This is a genomic window from Shimia aestuarii (genome assembly GCF_900114635.1).
GTDB classification, from domain to species: domain Bacteria; phylum Pseudomonadota; class Alphaproteobacteria; order Rhodobacterales; family Rhodobacteraceae; genus Shimia; species Shimia aestuarii.
The window spans coordinates 124,716-139,603 of record NZ_FOTQ01000003.1; the positions used below are offsets into that span (position 1 = coordinate 124,716).

At 66.1% G+C, this 14,888-nt stretch carries 9 protein-coding genes; 1 reads left to right on the forward strand and 8 read right to left on the reverse strand.

The window, feature by feature from the left end; translation table 11 throughout:
* Positions 1-45 precede the first annotated feature (45 nt).
* Entirely contained in the window at positions 46-3,627 is a 3,582-nt protein-coding gene (locus BMZ35_RS10055; RefSeq protein WP_093093559.1) for a hydantoinase B/oxoprolinase family protein, read from the forward strand.
* A gap of 4 nt (positions 3,628-3,631) precedes the next feature.
* Here the strand turns inward: BMZ35_RS10055 and BMZ35_RS10060 are convergent, their stop codons facing one another.
* The 8 genes from BMZ35_RS10060 to BMZ35_RS10095 form a co-directional block, all read right to left on the reverse strand.
* Complete coding sequence (locus tag BMZ35_RS10060) at positions 3,632-3,997, reverse strand: hypothetical protein (protein ID WP_093093561.1); 366 nt, start codon at positions 3,995-3,997, stop codon at positions 3,632-3,634.
* Between the two features lie 120 nt (positions 3,998-4,117).
* Complete coding sequence (locus tag BMZ35_RS10065) at positions 4,118-5,458, reverse strand: S41 family peptidase (RefSeq protein WP_093093563.1); 1,341 nt, start codon at positions 5,456-5,458, stop codon at positions 4,118-4,120.
* 3 nt (positions 5,459-5,461) lie between these two features.
* Positions 5,462-6,610 (reverse strand): murein hydrolase activator EnvC family protein, encoded by a 1,149-nt coding sequence (locus BMZ35_RS10070; protein WP_093093565.1) that lies wholly within the window; start codon positions 6,608-6,610, stop codon positions 5,462-5,464.
* Positions 6,607-8,130 (reverse strand): 2,3-bisphosphoglycerate-independent phosphoglycerate mutase, encoded by a 1,524-nt coding sequence (gpmI, locus tag BMZ35_RS10075; RefSeq protein WP_093093567.1) that lies wholly within the window; start codon positions 8,128-8,130, stop codon positions 6,607-6,609. Before gpmI ends, BMZ35_RS10070 begins: the two co-directional genes overlap by 4 nt.
* 99 nt (positions 8,131-8,229) lie before the next feature.
* The gene (locus BMZ35_RS10080) at positions 8,230-10,272 is read right to left on the reverse strand and encodes a hypothetical protein (RefSeq protein ID WP_093093569.1); all 2,043 of its coding nucleotides are present in this window, start codon (positions 10,270-10,272) and stop codon (positions 8,230-8,232) included.
* Positions 10,269-13,010 (reverse strand): DUF4159 domain-containing protein, encoded by a 2,742-nt coding sequence (locus BMZ35_RS10085; RefSeq protein WP_207502949.1) that lies wholly within the window; start codon positions 13,008-13,010, stop codon positions 10,269-10,271. Before BMZ35_RS10085 ends, BMZ35_RS10080 begins: the two co-directional genes overlap by 4 nt.
* Positions 13,010-13,879: a DUF58 domain-containing protein gene (locus tag BMZ35_RS10090; RefSeq protein ID WP_093093573.1), complete on the reverse strand. Its 870-nt coding sequence runs from the start codon at positions 13,877-13,879 to the stop codon at positions 13,010-13,012. The genes BMZ35_RS10085 and BMZ35_RS10090 overlap by 1 nt, the downstream gene beginning before the upstream one ends.
* Entirely contained in the window at positions 13,876-14,883 is a 1,008-nt protein-coding gene (locus BMZ35_RS10095; RefSeq protein WP_093093575.1) for an AAA family ATPase, read from the reverse strand. The genes BMZ35_RS10090 and BMZ35_RS10095 overlap by 4 nt, the downstream gene beginning before the upstream one ends.
* Positions 14,884-14,888 lie beyond the last annotated feature (5 nt).

Here is a 14,888-nt window from a genome sequence, read left to right on the forward strand (position 1 = left end):
GCGCTTCGGGGTGAAGCCTGTGCGAGGCTGGAAACGGGGGCAGGCATGAGCGGGCGTTGGGAATTCTGGATCGACCGGGGCGGGACATTTACCGATATCGTCGCGCGGCGACCCGATGGCGGGATCGAGACACACAAGCTTTTGTCGGAAAACCCGGAACGTTATCGCGATGCCGCCGTGCAGGGAATTCGCGAGTTGATCGGGGCCGGGGAGGTGTTCGAACCCGGATCGATCAGCGCCGTGAAGATGGGCACGACCGTGGCGACCAATGCGCTCTTGGAGCGCAAGGGCGAGCGGGTGCTGTTGGTGATCACCAAGGGGTTCCGCGACCTGTTGGAAATCGGGTATCAGACGCGGCCGCGCCTGTTCGATCTTGAGATCAAGCGGCCTGACCTGCTTTATGAAGACGTGATCGAGATGGACGAGCGTCTGGATGCCGAGGGCGTCGTGGTGCGCCCCTTGGACGAGGCGCCGTTGCGCGCGGCAATGCAAGCGGCCTTTGACGGCGGTATCCGGGCAATCGCGATTGCCGGGCTGCACGCCTATCTGAACCCGGCGCATGAGGCACGGGCGGCAGCGATGGCGCGCGAGATCGGGTTCACGCAAGTGAGCGTCAGCCACGAGGTCAGCCAGTTGGCCAAGCTGGTGGGGCGCGGGGATACGACGGTGGTGGATGCCTATCTCTCGCCGATCCTGCGCCGTTACGTGGATCAGGTGGCGGGCGCGCTGGATCTTGGGACGGCGTGCGAGCGGCTGATGTTCATGCAGTCCAATGGCGGCTTGACCGAGGCGCATCGGTTTCAGGGGCGGGATGCGATCCTGTCGGGGCCTGCGGGTGGGATCGTCGGCATGGTCGAGACTGGGGAGGCGGCGGAATTCAACAAGCTGATCGGGTTCGACATGGGCGGCACCTCGACGGATGTGAGCCATTACGCGGGCGAATATGAGCGCTCGTTCGAGACCGAGGTGGCGGGCGTGCGGATGCGCGCGCCGATGATGGATATTCACACGGTGGCCGCCGGGGGCGGGTCGATCTGTACGTTCCGCGACGGGCGGTTTCAGGTCGGGCCGGAAAGCGCCGGGGCCGATCCGGGGCCGGCCTGTTATCGGCGTGGCGGGCCGCTGGCGGTGACGGATTGCAACGTGATGCTGGGCAAGCTGAACCCGGATCATTTCCCGCATGTGTTTGGCCCCGAGGGGGACCAGCCGCTGGATGTGGAGGTGGTGCGCGCGAAATTCGCAGAGATGGCGGAGAAGGTGGCCGCCGAGACCGGCGAGGCAGCGCGCAGCCCCGAGGAGATGGCCGAAGGCTTTCTGCGGATTGCGGTCGACAACATGGCCAATGCGATCAAGAAGATCAGCGTGCAGCGCGGGCATGATGTGACCGGCTATACTTTGCAGTGCTTTGGCGGTGCGGGCGGGCAGCATGCCTGTCTGGTGGCCGATGCGCTGGGCATGAAGCGGGTGTTGATCCATCCCTATGCCGGTGTGTTGTCGGCCTTTGGCATGGGGCTGGCGCGGATCACGGCGATGAAGGAAGCGCAGGTCGATGTGCCGCTTGCCGAGGCAGAGCGCGCACGCGCCGTGGCCCGGGAGTTGGCCGAGGCGGCGATTGCCGAGGTGGAAGCGCAGGGGGCCGGGGAGGTGCAGGCCGCGCATCGGGTGCACCTGCGCTATGACGGGGCGCATGAGGCGATCCCGGTGGCGTTTGATACGGTTGCGCAGGCGCGCGCCGATTTCGAGGCGCGCCACAAGGAGCGCTATGGGTTCATCTCGCCCGACCGTGAGATCATCATAGACATGGTGAGCGTCGAAGCGACGGGCGGCAGTTCTGGTGCGGTGCTGCCTGTGGTGCCGGAGGGCGATGGCGCAGCGGTGGCTGAAATCCTGATGTATGCGGACGGCGCGTGGCGCGACGTGGCGATGTTTGACCGCGATCTGCTGAACACCGGGACCGTGGTTGCCGGGCCTGCGGTGATCAAGGAAAAGACCGGCACCAATGTGGTGGAGCCGGGCTGGGCCGCGCGGGTCGACGGGCTTGGCAACCTGATCCTTGAGCGGGTGGCCGAGAAGGCGCGGGAAAAGGCGGCCGGGACGGATGTGGACCCGGTGCTTCTGGAAGTGTTCAACAACCTGTTCATGAGCGTCGCAGACCAGATGGGGGCGACGCTGGCGAATACGAGCTGGTCGGTGAACATCAAGGAGCGGCTGGATTTCTCCTGTGCGATCTTTGACGCAGAGGGCGATCTGGTGGCGAATGCACCGCATGTGCCGGTGCATCTCGGGAGCATGGCCGAGAGCATTCGCACGGTGATGCGCGAGAATGCCGGGGATATTCACGAGGGTGACGCCTTCATGCTGAACTCGCCCTATAACGGCGGGACGCATTTGCCGGACGTGACGGTGGTGACGCCGGTGTTCCATGGGGGCGAGGTGGTGTTCTGGCTGGGTTCGCGCGGGCATCACGCTGATATTGGCGGGCGCACGCCCGGTTCCGGACCGCCCGATAGCACGCATATCGACCACGAGGGGGTGCTGATCGACAATGTGCGGCTGGTGTCGCGCGGGGATTTGCTGGAGAGCGAAGCGCGGCAGGTGCTGGCCAGCGGCATGTATCCGGCGCGCAACCCGGATCAGAACATGGCCGACCTCAAGGCGCAGGTGGCGGCGAACGAGACCGGGCGGCGGGAATTGCTCAAGGTGGTCGCGCAATACGGGCTCGACGTGGTGCTGGCCTATATGGGGCATGTGCAGGACAATGCCGAGGAAAGCGTGCGTCGGGTGATCGACCTGCTGAAGGACGGGCAGTTTGTCTATCCGATGGACCATGGTGCCGAGATCCGGGTGAGTGTGTCGGTGGATCATGGTGCGCGCGAGGCAGTGATTGATTTCACGGGCACAAGTGCGCAGCACAAAGGGAACTATAACGCGCCCCTGGCGGTGTGCCGGGCGGTTGTCTTGTATGTCTTCCGCACCATGGTGGGGGCGGAAATTCCGCTCAACGAGGGCTGTCTGAAGCCGCTTCGGATCGTGGTGCCGGATGGGTCGATGCTGAACCCCGAATACCCGGCGGCGGTGATTGCGGGGAATACGGAAGTCAGTCAGGCGACCTGTAACGCGCTTTATGGGGCGTTGGGGGTGATGGCCTGTTCGCAAGCCACGATGAACAACTTCATCTGGGGCAATGATGATTTCCAGAACTATGAAACGATTGCCGGGGGCACGGGTGCCGGGCCGGGGTTCAATGGGTGTGATGCGGTGCAGTCGCATATGACGAACACGCGCATGACCGATCCCGAGATTCTGGAAAAGCGCTTTCCTGTGCGGCTTGAGGCGTTTGGTGTGCGCGATGGTTCAGGCGGTGCAGGACGCTGGCGTGGCGGTAACGGGGCGTGGCGCGAGATGCGGTTTCTTGAGCCGGTGACGGTGACGACGCTGTGTTCGCACCGCGAGGTTGCGCCCTTTGGCGTGGCGGGCGGGGCGCCCGGCGCGGTGGGGGTGAACTGGGCCGAGATGCCGGATGGCACCCGCGTGGACCTCAAGGGGTTTGACGAGATCGACCTGCCCGCTGGGGCGGTGTTTGGCATGGGCACGCCCGGCGGTGGTGGCTGGGGTGAGGCTGGATAGAGGTTTACCAGCGGCAGTCGAGACCGGGTCCTTCTGGCAGCTCCTGGCGTGGGAACATCAGGCGGAATCCGTCGAACTCGGCCCCGAATCCGCCATTGGCCCAGCCCCATGTGCCGTTGCCGAAGAGGTCGTGGAATGCGTCGCAATCCTTGCCGAAATAGAAAGTTTCGACGCCCCGAACAACGCGGCTGTCGGCACCGGCTTCGACAAAGCGGGCCTTGGGGTAGCGGCTGGTGAGCACATAGCCATTGGCATTGGACGCGATGGTATAATCATCGCCAGCACCAGAGACGTAGAAAACATCGTTCTGGGCCAGTGCGGGCGTTGCGATCAGGATTGCGGCAAATGTAGTGCATTGGAAGGGGGTCATGGCAGGCTCCGTTCGACGCCAGTCTATCACATTGCGCTAAAGCCAGAAACGGGGCAGCTAAAATAGATCAGGGGCGCCACAATGGACGCCCCTGTTTTGTTTTCAGCACCTTTCGGCAGCTTACTCTTTCGGACCCAGCGCCGAGAGGCCCTTGAGGATGTCGATGGCATAGGCCAGCTGGTAATCCTCTTCGCGCAGCTTGGCGGCTTCTTCGGCCTTTTTGCGGTCTTCCTCGATCTGGCGCACCTCGTCCTCGGAGAGGCTGTCATTGTTGAGGCTGCCGCGCAGGTCGGCTTCGCCGCGGAAGCGGCGGTTGGTGTTGGTCTCTTCCTCCTCGGTCGCGGCGGGTGCACGACGCGGTTGGGCGACGACGATGTCGGGGCTGACGCCAAGCGCCTGGATCGAGCGGCCCGATGGCGTGTAATAGCGCGCCGTGGTCAGGCGCATGGCCCCGTCCCCACGCAGCGGCATCACGGTCTGGACCGAGCCTTTGCCGAAGGATTTGGTGCCCACGACGATGGCGCGGCGGTGATCCTGCAGCGCACCAGCGACGATTTCGGACGCGGAGGCCGAGCCGCCGTTGATCAGCACAACGATGGGCTTGCCTTCCGCCAGATCGCCCGGCGTGGCGTTGTAGCGTTCGCCGTCCTGCGGGTTGCGGCCTCGTGTCGAGACGATCTCGCCTTTTTCAAGGAAGCTGTCGGACACCTTGATCGCCTGTGTCAGCAGCCCGCCGGGGTTGTTGCGCAGGTCGAGCACGATGCCGGTCACGTTTTCCATACCTCCGAGTTCCTCGACCTGTTTCTTGAGGCCTGCTTCGAGGTTGGGGGTGGTCTGGTCGTTGAAGGTGGTCACACGCAGCACCACCGAGTCGCCCACGGTGCGCGAGCGCACGGCGGTGAGCTTGATCGTGTCGCGGATGATGGAGACGTCGAAGGGCTCCGGTTCGCCTTCGCGCAGCACGGTGATCACGATTTCCGACCCCACAGGGCCGCGCATCATTTCGACCGCCTGATCAAGCGTCAGGCCAAGCACGCCTTCGCCATCGACATGGGTGATGTAATCTCCGGCCTCGATCCCGGCTTCGTCAGCGGGGGTGCCGTCGATCGGGGAGACCACCTTGACCAGACCGTCTTCCTGCGTGACCTCGATGCCGAGGCCACCGAATTCGCCGCGGGTCTGAACGCGCATGTCTTCTGCGTCGTCGGGCGACAGATAGCTGGAATGCGGGTCAAGCGAGGTCAGCATGCCGTTGATCGCGGCTTCGATCAGGTCGGCTTCGTCGACTTCCTCGACATATTGGGCGCGGATGCGTTCGAAAATATCCCCGAACAGGTCGAGCTGTTCATAGACGTTGCTCTGGCGTGCGTTTTCCTGAGCCAGGAGCGGCCCGGCCACCTGGGTCGTGACCAGAAGCCCGGCCATGACACCCCCTGCGGCGGCAGCGACGAATTTCTTCATAGGTTATCCATCCTTGTTGGTGCGGAACCACGTTTCCGGGTCCACCGGCGATTTGCCTTCTCTGACTTCTATATAGAGCGTTTCTGTGCGGTCATGACCAGTGCCATCACTCGACTGTGAGAGAATGGCACCGATTTCAGGGTCATTTCCGCCCATCAGACCCACGGGAGAGCCTTCTGGCAGCACCTGTCCGGGGGCGCCAAAGACCTTTTCCATGCCGGCCAGAACAAAGAGCAGGCCGGGCTGGGGTTCGAGGATCATGACGTTGCCATAATCGAGCAACGGGCCGCGATAGCGGATCGTGGCCGCGAGCGGCGCGACAACGAGCGCATTGGGGCGGGTGGCGACAACAAGGCCGGGGCGGCGGATGCCTGCGGCGTCGGCCTCGCCCGCGCGGCGCAGAACGGTGGAATCGACCGGTAGCGGCAGGACGCCCTTGAAGGCTGTGGCGTCGGGCAGGTCGATCTCGTCCATACCCTCGACCTGCAGGTCGACCAGCGCGCTGGCAAAGCCTTCGAGCGTTTCGGTCGAGGCAATCAGGAGAGCGGTCTGGACCGGGTCTTCGTCATAGCGTTTGGGCAGGTCGGTGCGGTCGGCAATCGCCTTGCTGAGTTCGGTGCGCGCGGCCTGTACCCCGGCCAGCCCGTTCTGAAGGGTTTCGGCGGCGCCCTCCTGAAGGTCGCGTAGGATCACCACCTCTTCGAGATCGCGGCGCAGGCGGGCGGCTTCGCTTTCCAGTCCCGGCGTGACATCAGCCAGGATCATACCCGCCCGCGCCGTGCCTTCGGGGCCGTGCGGATGCAGGAGCATGACGGGTGGCGGGCCCGAGCCGATGGATTGCAGCGCGCCGAGCAGGCGGGCGATCTCGCCCTCCTGTGCCTTGAGCTGGCGGTCAAGCTGGGCCTGGCGGATGGCCGCGCGGCGCAAGCCGGCGCGCAGGGCAGTCAAGCCCGCCTCGTAGGCATGAACCACTTCGGTCAGGGCCTTCACGCGATCCCGTGCGCTGTCGGTCTGGGCAAGGGCGACGGTGGCGGCTTCGAGCTGATCTGCGGCGGCGCGGGCGGCGTCTGCCGGATCGGTTTCGGCACGGGCGAGGCCCGCGACAAGTCCCGCGACAAGTCCCCATGGCAAAAGCAGCGCGGCAAATCTCATCGGATGATCAGGCTCTCTCCGGTCATTTCTGGGGGTTTCTCGATCCCCATCAGGTCCAGAAGTGAGGGTGCCAGATCGGCCAGCCGTCCGCCAGAGCGAAGTTGCGCGCCCTCGGGGCCATTGACGAGGATCACCGGCACCGGGTTGGTGGTGTGGGCGGTGTGCGGCCCGCCGGTGGCATCGTCGAACATGGTTTCGCAATTGCCGTGATCGGCGGTCACGATCATCGCCCCGCCCGCCGCATCCAGTGCGGCGCGCACGGCGGCCAGCCCTTCGTCCACGGCTTCGCAGGCTTTCATGGCCGCCTTGAGGCTGCCGGTATGGCCGACCATGTCGGGGTTGGCGTAGTTGGTCACGATGAGGTCATAGCCTTCTTCGATGGCACCGACGAAATGCTCGGTCACTTCGGCAGCGGACATTTCCGGCTGGAGGTCATAGGTCGCGACCTTGGGCGAGGCGGCCATGTAGCGATCTTCGCCTGCTTCGGGCGCTTCCTTGCCGCCGTTGAGGAAGAAGGTCACGTGCGGGTATTTCTCGGTCTCGGCAAGGTGGAACTGGCGCAGGCCCTGCTTGGCGACCCATTCGCCCAGCGTGTTGACGATTTCCTGCTTGGGATAGGCCGTTGTCATATAGGCGTTGTGGGCATCGGAATAGTCGACCATGCCAAGGAGGCCCGCCCAATCGGGGCGGGCACCGGTGTCAAAGGCATCGAAATCGGGCTGGCCGATGGCGGCGAGGATCTCGCGGGCGCGGTCGGCGCGGAAATTGAGACAGAAGAAACCGTCTCCGTCCCTGGCACCGCTATAGCCACCGATCACGGTGGCGGAGATGAACTCGTCGGTTTCCGAGCGTTCATAAGCGTTGGACACGGCGGCGTGGGCGGTGCTGGCCTTGTGGCCCGCGCCCTTGATCCACGCGTTATAGGCTTCGGCCACGCGTTCCCAGCGATTGTCGCGGTCCATCGCAAAATAGCGCCCGGTGATCGTGGCGATACGGGCGTTTTCTGGCAGGCCCTCGGAGAGGGTTTCGAGATAGGAGAAGGCGGATTTCGGGGCCACGTCGCGCCCGTCGGTGATCGCGTGCAGCACCACCGGGACGCCCGCATCCGCGACAGCGCGGGCAGCGGCGAGGATATGGGTGATGTGGCCATGCACGCCCCCGTCCGAGATCATGCCCATGAGATGCGCGGTGCCGCCGGTTTCCTTGAGCTTGGCGATGAAGGCCTGCAGGGCTGTGTTTTCAAAGAAGGAGCCGTCTTCGATGGCAAGGTCGATCTGGCCCAGATCCATGGCGACCACCCGGCCCGCGCCGATATTGGTATGACCGACTTCGGAGTTGCCCATCTGGCCGCTGGGCAGGCCGACATCCGGGCCGTGGGTGATCAGCGTGTTGTTCGGGCACTCGGCCATCATCGCGTCAAAGGCGGGGGTATTCGCGAGATGCGGGGCGTTGTCCTTGGTGCGCTCGGAGAGGCCCCAGCCATCGAGAATGCACAGAACGACAGGCTTTGGCGTGGTCATCGAAAACTCCCGTGTGAAATCGGGGGCGTTCTAGCGCGTGGGGCGCTTGGGGGGAACCGGTTTTTGGGTGGATGCGCCGAAATGCGGCGGCGGCGCGGATCAGCGCCGCCCTTCGCGCAGCCAGCCGGTGACGATCAGCAAACCCGTCAGCAGCAGAACAAGCCACGCGGGCAAGAGCGGTGCGCGGGCGATGTCGTGGGTTTCATAGGCACCGCGTGGGGTCAGGCCGATCCAGCCACGCCCTGCCGCCGGGCGCCCTTCGCGGGTATTGCGGATGGTGGGCAGCCCGTCTTCGAGCGAGAAGACCCCGCCGCGCCGGGCGTCAATCAGCGGCGTCATGGGCGCGGCGCTGGCAATGGTTTCCTCGAACTCGCGCGGGGCGGCGGGACCAAGGCCGATCACCGCCTCCTTGTCGCCGTTACTCAGCCGATAAAGGCCGATCTCGGGGCCATTGTATTGGGCCTCGAAATGGCCGGGAGACACCTCGTTCAACGGGACATCTACGGTTTCGCCGGATGGGGTTGTGACCGTGACGGGGCCGACGCTGTCTTCGATGCTGCGGCGGATGATGCGCATGGACTGGCCGGTGGCCTCGGCCCAGAGTGCTTCTTCCTCGAGCTCGGGCTCGCCCATCATCCAATGGGCGAGACGGCGCAGCAGTTCGAGCTGGGGGCCGCCGCCTTCGTAGCCGCGCGCCCAGAGCCAGGCGTGATCCGAGGCCAGAAGCGCGACGCGCCCCTCGTCGACCCGGTTCAGCACAAGGAGCGGGCGCTCTTCGTGGCCGGTCATCAGGACGGTGCCCGCATCGGGCAGCACATCGACCTGGCGCAGCCAGCGGCCCCAGCTGCCCGCGTCGGGCAGGCCCGCCGTGACAGGGTGGCGCGCGCCGATTTCGGAGATCTCGGGCGTGAAAGCCTCGTCCAGAACGCGGGCGGTGGGGCTGGCGGGCAGGACGTCGGCGAGCGGCGAGCGGTAGATGCTGTCCGCAGTGGCAAAATCCGGGCCGGCGGCGACCAGCACAGCGCCGCCTTCGCGCACGTAGCGGGCGACGTTTTCAAGGTAGATCGACGGCAGGATGCCGCGACGTTGGTAGCGGTCGAAGATGATCAGGTCGAAATCTTCGATCTTTTCAAGGAACAGCTCGCGGGTGGGAAAGGCGATCAGCGAGAGTTCGGAGACCGGCACGCCGTCCTGTTTCTCGGGGGGGCGCAGGATGGTGAAGTGCACGAGATCGACCGAAGCGTCGGATTTCAGCAGGTTGCGCCATGTGCGCCCGCCCGGATGGGGTTCGCCCGACACGAGAAGCACGCGCAATCGGTCGCGCACACCGTTGATCTGCACGAGGGCTGCATTGTTGCGGTCGGTCAACTCGCCCTCTTCGGCGGGTACGGAGAACTGGATCACGTTCCGCCCACCATGGGGAAGTGTGACGGGCAGGTCGATGTCGCGGCCGGTGGGCACCATGAAGCGCTCGGGTTCCCCGCCATCAATCGAGATATCAAGCGGGGCGCGATCGACGCCAGCGGGGGAGGCGCCGCTGTCTTCGATGCGCAAGGTGAGGGTGACGGGTTCGCCAAGGATGGCAAAGGCGGGGGCGTTGCGCACGCTGAGGCGGCGGTCCCAGTCGGTGGACTTGCCAGTGTGCAGAAGGTGGACCGGGGCGGGCACGTCGGGCATGCGGTCCATGTCATGTACGCGCCCGTCGCTGAGCGCGATGACCCCGGCAATTCGCCCGCCGGGTTCTTGTGCGAGCGCCTCGGTCAGGGCGGCCATCATTTCGGTGCCCGCATCACCCGCGCCGTCCGGCACGTTGATGCGGCGGATTTCGGTATTGTCGCGCGCAGCGAGGCGGGTGGCGAGCGCCTCGGCGGCGGTCTCTGTGCGCCCGGTCCGGTCGGCAAGGCGCTGGGACGCGCTTTGGTCGACCAGCATGAGCACGATGTCGGTCAGGGGCGCGCGGTTCTCGGTTTGCAGGACAGGGCCAGATAGCGCTGCAAGGATCACCAGCTCGGCAAGGCCGCGATAGGCCCAGCCCGACAGGCCACGCCAGAGCGCGACAGAGATCGCAACGGCGCAGAGCAGGGCCAGTGCGATCAGTGCCCAAAGCGGGACGAGCGGGTCAAAAAGCACTTGTCCGGTCATTGGCCCAGCCTGTCCAGCAACGCAGGCACGTGGACCTGATCGCTTTTGTAGTTTCCGGTCAGCACATGCATCACGAGGTTGACCCCGAAGCGATAAGCCAGTTCGCGCTGGCGTTCGCCGGCGCGGCCCCGACCCACGGGAAAGAGCGCGTTGCCCCGCTCATCCATGGCCCAGGCGGCGGCCCAGTCATTGCCGCCGATCACCACAGGCGTGACCCCGTCATTAAGGTTGCGGAAGGGCATGCCTTCGATCAGTTCGGCGTCGGGTGGGGCGGCCTCGACCCAGACATCGCGGCTGTCATAGCGGCCTGGGAAATCCTGCAGGAGATAGAAGGTGCGCGTCAGGACGTGGTCGGCGGGCAGGGGATCAAGCGGGGGAATATCGAGCCCGGCGGCAAGGCTTTGCAGCTTGCGCCCATTGGGGCTTGCCGCGCCGAAGCGGGCGACGTCGGCGTCGCGGGTGTCAAACAGGATCATGCCGCCCGAGCGCAGGTAGTCATTGAGCCTGGCATAGGCTTCGCGCGAGGGGCTGGGCTGATCCGGGGTGATCGGCCAGTAGAGGATCGGGTAAAAGGCCAGCTCGTCACGTTCGAGGTCGACCGAGGCGGGTGGCCCGGGTTCGACAGAGGTGCGGAAAAAGAGCGTTTCGGTGAGGCCGTGCAGCCCGGCGCGGGCGGTGTCATCCACGGTGCGGTTGCCGGTCAGCACATGGGCGAGGACCATTTCGCGGATCAGGGGATCGTTGGACTGGGCCTGCGCCTGTGGCGTGGGCATCAGGACGGCCAAGGCCAGAACGGCGGCGGCGCGTGCGCCCCAGAGGCGCCCCGACACGGCCAAAGAAGCCAGCACGTCGGCGGCCAGAAGGATCAGGGCGGCGGCCAGAAGATAGCCCGAGAGGTCCTTGCTGACCGCGCCGCGCAGGCCTTCGACCGGAACGGAAAGCGGCCAGCGGGCGGGCGCGAGCGTGGTCTCCGCGTCCAGCACGTTGAGCGCCAGCAGGCGATCGCCGTCGCGGTAGAGGCCGGGGCGCAGATCGCGGCTGATCGCGCCCGAGAGCAGATTTTCGCCGGGGACGCCGGGCAGGGATTGCCCGTCTTCGAGCCGCCCGAACCCGTCAAGAACCTTGAGTGGCTGCCAGATGGTGCCTGCCATGCGGTCCTGAAGGTCGGCGGCGGTGCTGCTCAGGACGGCGAGCCGTTCGAGCATCTGCACGAAGAGGCCCGAGAGCGGCAGGCCGGACCATTCGGCGTTGGCGGTGACATGTACAAGCACCACCTGTCCCTGACCGATCTGCTTGCGGGTCACGAGGGGGGTGCCGTCGCTGAGCGAGGCGATCACACGCGAGGCCAGAGTGGGATCGGGCTGGGCCATGACCTGCGCGGTGACGGTGACTTCTTCCGGAACCTCAAGGCCGAAGAACGGGCTGTCCTCGGGGAAGGGGGCGAGGGATTTGGGTTCGCCCCAGCTCATCGCGCCACCGACGCTGCGCCCGCCTGCGCGCAGGCGGACGGGGAGGAGCGGGTCTTCTTCGGTGCGGCTGATTTCGCTGGCGGCAAGGCGGGGACCGGCAAAGCGCAGCAGCAGCCCGCCCTTGTCGAGCCAATCGAGCACGGCGGCCTCTTCGCCCTCGGACAACACGGCAACATCGGCCAGCACGATCACGTCCGGGTTGGCCGGGAGCAGGTCGGTGAGGGCGCCTTCGAGCACGTCGGCGTTCTCGACAAGCGCCTGACGCAGGTAATGCAGGGGCGAGAGCAGTTGCAGTCCTTCGCGGTCTTCGCGTCCGGCGATGAGCGCCACCTCGCGGCGGCGCAGGCTGTCATCCGAGAGGGTCACGGCCCCGGCGGAGCGCAGGCCCTGTACCTCGAACCGCGAGATGCGGGCGCGCAGTTCGGCGGGCAGGGAAAGGGCGTTGGTTGCTTCGTTTTCGCCGGCTTCGAAGGTCATGGGCAGGGTGGCCAGCACCCGTTCGGCGCCGCCGGGATCCTGTCCGATGGCCTGCACGGTGATGTCGCGCGCCAGTGCCGATTCCGAGCGGGTGGCGGTCAGGAGAACCTTGCCGTCTTCGAAGGTGGAAGGTTTGAGGCCAAGCGCGCCCTGTCCCGTTTGCACGACACGCACCGATCCGGCGGCTTGCAGCGCGTCGAGCAGGGTATCGCGCCCGTCGCGCGCCACCCCGTCGGACAGCCAGATCGTGTCAAAGCGCTGACCATCCGTGGCCCGGGCAAGGGCGGACATCTGGTCGGGCGTGGCGGCCCATGGCTGGGGCAGGACCCCGGCAAGACGCGAAGCCCAGCTGTCGGCGGGCAGAAAGCGCAGTTCCTGCGGGTCGTTGAGGCGTTGCAGGGACACGGCGCGCCCGTCGCGGGCAGCTTCTTCGAGCAGGGCGGATACCATGGTGCGGCGGGCCTCCCAATCGGCGGCGGAGGCCCAGCTTGCATCCATCGCGATCAGCAAGGGGCCCTTGCCGCCTTGCGACTTCTCGGGATTGAGGAGCGGTCCGGCCAGCCCGATGATCACCGCCGCCAGCGCCAGCATGCGCAGGAGCAGGAGCCACCAGGGTGTGCGGTCGGTCACGGTGTCGTCGTCGCTGAGCCCCAGAAGGAGTACGACGCCGGGAAAACGTCGACGGATCGGGGCGGGCGGGATCGCGCGCAGGATCAGCCACAGGATCGGCAGAAGCGCCAGCGCCGCGAGCACCCAGGGGGCCGTGAAACCGATGGGCAGGCCAAGGATCATTAGCGCTTCTCCATCGCGCGGTGCAGCCAGAGGAGCGCGGATTGGGCGGATTCGCCGGTGTGGTGCTGGCCGTAGTGCCAGCCGGTCATACGGCAGAGGGCGCGCAGGCGGTCCTTGCGTTCAAGAAGGCGGTCCATGTAGCGGTCGCGCAGGTCGTCGGCCTTGCGGGTTTCATGGCGCAGGGTTTCCCCCATGCTTTCAAAGATGGCGCGGCCCTTGAAGGGGAAGCTTTCCTCGGCCGGGTCCAGCACCTGCAGGCAGACACCGCGCACGCCGCGATCGGCGGCCTTGGTCAGCGCGGCTTCGAAACTGTCGAAATCGCCCATGAAGTCGGACACGAAGAGCGCGCGGGCATGGGGCAGCATGGCGCGGGCCTCGGGGGTGCCGTAATCACCGCCTTCGTCACGCAAGAGCATGTCCGTCAGGCGCAGAATCTGGCCTTCGCCCCGGCGTGGGGGCAGGAGGGTGCCGGTCAGGCCGACGCGTTCGCCGCCCCGGATCAGAAGGATCGCCACAGCCAGCGCCAGCACGCGAGCGCGGTCGGCCTTGGTCGGCAGGGACTTGTCGCTGGAAAAGACCATCGAGGCGGCCTGATCGACCCAGAGCATGACGGATTGGGCCACCTGCCATTCGCGCTGGCGCACGAATTGCGCGCCGGTCTTGGCCGAGCGGCGCCAGTCGATCATGCGCAGGCTGTCGCCCGGTTGCACGGGGCGGTATTGCCAGAAGTCATCGCCCAGCCCGGCCCGGCGGCGGCCATGGTCACCAAGCAGAACCGTTCCGGCCAGATGCTCGGCCTGCGCCAAGAGGGGCGGCAGGCTGGCGGCTTCGGCTTCGGCCCCCGTGCGCAGGTGGGCGGAGGTGATCACGCGGCGGCCCCCATCGGATCAAAGCGGTGCACGGTCTCGCGGATCAATTCAGGCAGGCTTTCGCCGCGCGCGCGGGCGGCGAAGGTGAGCGCCATGCGGTGACTGAGCACGGGTTGGGCCATGTCGATCACGTCCTGCGCGCTGGGCGCGAGGCGGCCATGCAAAAGCGCCTGGGCGCGCACCGTCAGCATCAGCGCCTGCGCTGCGCGGGGGCCGGGGCCCCAAGCCACATGTTCGCGCACCGCATCGGTGGCGGTTTCGTCCTCGGGGCGGCAGGCGCGCACGAGATCGAGGATCAGTTCCATGACGCTGTCCCCGACGGGCATGCGGCGCAGGAGGGTCTGGGCGGCGATCAATTCCTGCGCGGTGAAGACCTGGTGGGCCTCGTCCTCTTCCACCCCGGTGGTGGCCAGAAGGATGTCACGTTCGGTGTCGCGGTCCGGGTAGGGGACGTCGATCTGCACGAGGAAGCGGTCAAGCTGGGCTTCGGGCAGGGGGTAGGTGCCTTCCTGTTCGATCGGGTTCTGGGTGGCAAGCACGTGGAAGGGGGCGTCAAGCGGGCGGTCTTCGCCGGCGACGGTGACGCGCTTTTCCTGCATCGCCTGCAAAAGGGCGGATTGGGTGCGCGGGCTGGCGCGGTTGATTTCGTCGGCCATGAGCAGCTGGCAGAAGATCGGACCCGGCACGAATCGGAAGTCGCGCCCGCCACCCTTGACCTTTTCGAGAATCTCGGAGCCAAGGATGTCGGCGGGCATCAGGTCGGGCGTGAACTGAACCCGGTTGCCATTGAGCCCCATGACGGTGGAAAGCGTATCCACGAGCCGGGTCTTGCCCAGCCCCGGCAAACCGATCAGGAGCGCGTGACCCCCGCAAAGCAAGGCCGAAAGCGTTAGGTCGACGACCTTTTCCTGTCCGATGAAACGGCGCGTGATCGCGTCCTTGGCGTCGGCTAGTTTCACGCCAAGCTGTTCGATTTCTGCAACCAGATCGGTCTCTTCGCTCATGACAA